At 42.0% G+C, this 2,902-nt stretch carries 1 rRNA gene; it reads left to right on the top strand.

The features are described 5' to 3' along the window. Positions 1-396 precede the first annotated feature (396 nt). Positions 397-2,902, top strand: a 23S ribosomal RNA gene (locus CCAL9328_RS10385); the annotation flags it as partial.

Below are 2,902 nucleotides of genomic sequence, written 5' to 3' on the forward strand. Positions count from 1 at the left end.
AAAGTTACTTAAATTACCATTGTTAAAAGTCACAATCAAGTTTTAATATTTAAAACAATTTTACAGGACTTGTTAGAGCTTTGAATTTAGTTTAATTTCAAATATTCTATATCAAACACTGTTATCCCAATAATATAAAAGATATAGTTTATAAATATTAACTTCACAAGCTATTAAGCTTTAAAACTTACTTAATAGTAGTTAATACTTTCCGTCTTATTAAATTTAAATTCAAATATTATAAATCTAATAGCCATATCTTTAATAAAAGAAAAGAGTAGTAAAAAAATCTAGTAAAATCTAGTAAAAACTTCTTTATATTTTAAGATTAGCTATCTATTTTTATCTTTAACAAGGAAGTGATGCGAATTAGAATATCAATAATCTAATTAAAAAAGGTAAGCTACTAAGAGCAAATGGTGGATGCCTTGGCTAGTAGAGGCGATGAAAGACGTGCCAGGCTGCGATAAGTCTCGGGGAGCCGTCAAGGGGCTTTGATCCGGGAATTTCTGAATGGGGCAACCCAGTATATAGTGATATATACTACCGCAATGCGGAGCGAACGTTGGGAATTGAAACATCTTAGTACCAACAGGAAAAGAAATCAAACGAGATTACGCTAGTAGCGGCGAGCGAAAGCGTAAGAGGGCAAACCACTAGCTTGCTAGTGGGGTTGTAGGACTGCAATATAGACTTAAACAATCTAATAGAATAAGTTGGAAAGCTTAAGCATAGAGGGTGATACTCCCGTATATGAAAGTGCGTTTATACTTAGCAGTATCCTGAGTAGGGCGGGACACGTGTAATCCTGTCTGAAGCTGGGTAGACCACTATCCAACCCTAAATACTACTACTAGACCGATAGTGCACAAGTACCGTGAGGGAAAGGTGAAAAGAACTGAGGTGATCAGAGTGAAATAGAACCTGAAACCATTTGCTTACAATCATTCAGAGCCCTATGATTTATCAGGGTGATGGACTGCCTTTTGCATAATGAGCCTGCGAGTTGTGGTGTCTGGCGAGGTTAAGGAAACCCGGAGCCGTAGCGAAAGCGAGTCTTAATAGGGCGTATAGTCAGATGCTGCAGACCCGAAACGATGTGATCTATCCATGAGCAGGTTGAAACTGGTGTAAGAGCCAGTGGAGGACCGAACAGACGGCCGTTGAAAAGGCTCCTGATGACTTGTGGATAGGGGTGAAAGGCCAATCAAACATCGTGATAGCTGGTTCTCTCCGAAATATATTTAGGTATAGCGTTGTGTAGTAACTTTGTGAGGTAGAGCACTGAATGGGCTAGGGCATACACCAATGTACCAAACCCTATCAAACTCCGAATGCGCAAAGTGTAATCACAGCAGTCAGGCGGCGAGTGATAAAATCCGTCGTCGAGAGGGGAACAACCCAGACTAACAGCTAAGGTCCCTAAATCTCATTTAAGTGGAAAACGATGTGGAGTTACTGAAACAACCAGGAGGTTGGCTTAGAAGCAGCCATCCTTTAAAGAAAGCGTAATAGCTCACTGGTCTAGTGATTCTGCGCGGAAAATATAACGGGGCTAAAATGAGTACCGAAGCTTTAGACTTGCACTTAATTCTAATTATAAATTTGGCTATGAGCTTTTAAGTTATATTTCTCATAATTTAATTGCACTCATATAAATTAAATTATGAGAAAATAGTTTAGCTAAAATAATTAGAAGTAGTTAGAATTAAGTGCAAGTGGTAGGAGAGCGTTCTATTCAGCGTTGAAGGTATACCGGTAAGGAGTGCTGGAGCGGATAGAAGTGAGCATGCAGGCATGAGTAGCGATAAAAGGGGTGAGAATCCCCTTCGCCGTAAACCCAAGGTTTCCTACGCGATGCTCGTCATCGTAGGGTTAGTCGGGTCCTAAGCAAAGTCCGAAAGGGGTATGCGATGGAAAATTGGTTAATATTCCAATACCAATTATTATGTGCGATGGAAGGACGCTTAAAGTTAGTGGAGCTAGCGGATGGAAGTGCTAGTCTAAGGGCGTAGGTTGAGTTATAGGCAAATCCGTAACTCTCTATCCGAGACCTCAAAGGCTCTTGACGCTCTTCGGAGTAGATGGAGAATCCATGATACTATCGAGCCAAGAAAAGTTTCTAAGTTTAGTAATAATTGCCCGTACCGTAAACCGACACAGGTGGGTGGGATGAGTATTCTAAGGCGCGTGGAAGAACTCTCTTTAAGGAACTCTGCAAAATAGCACCGTATCTTCGGTATAAGGTGTGCCTAACTTTGTATTAAGATTTACTCCCAAAGCATTGAAGGTTACAACAAAGAGTCCCTCCCGACTGTTTACCATAAACACAGCACTCTGCTAACTCGTAAGAGGATGTATAGGGTGTGACGCCTGCCCGGTGCTCGAAGGTTAATTGATGGGGTTAGCATTAGCGAAGCTCTTGATCGAAGCCCGAGTAAACGGCGGCCGTAACTATAACGGTCCTAAGGTAGCGAAATTCCTTGTCGGTTAAATACCGACCTGCATGAATGGCGTAACGAGATGGGAGCTGTCTCAAAGAGGGATCCAGTGAAATTGTAGTGGAGGTGAAAATTCCTCCTACCCGCGGCAAGACGGAAAGACCCCGTGGACCTTTACTACAGCTTGACACTGCTATTTGGATAAAGATGCGCAGGATAGGTGGGAGGCTTTGATCCATAGACTCTGGTTTATGGTGAGCCATTGTTGAGATACCACTCTTCTTTATTTGGGTAGCTAACTAGCCTAAGTTATCCTTAGGTAGGACAATGTCTGGTGGGTAGTTTGACTGGGGCGGTCGCCTCCCAAAGTGTAACGGAGGCTTACAAAGGTTGGCTCAGAACGGTTGGAAATCGTTCGTAGAGTATAAAGGCATAAGCCAGCTTAACTGCGAGACGTACAT

The organism is Campylobacter sp. RM9328, assembly GCF_012978615.1.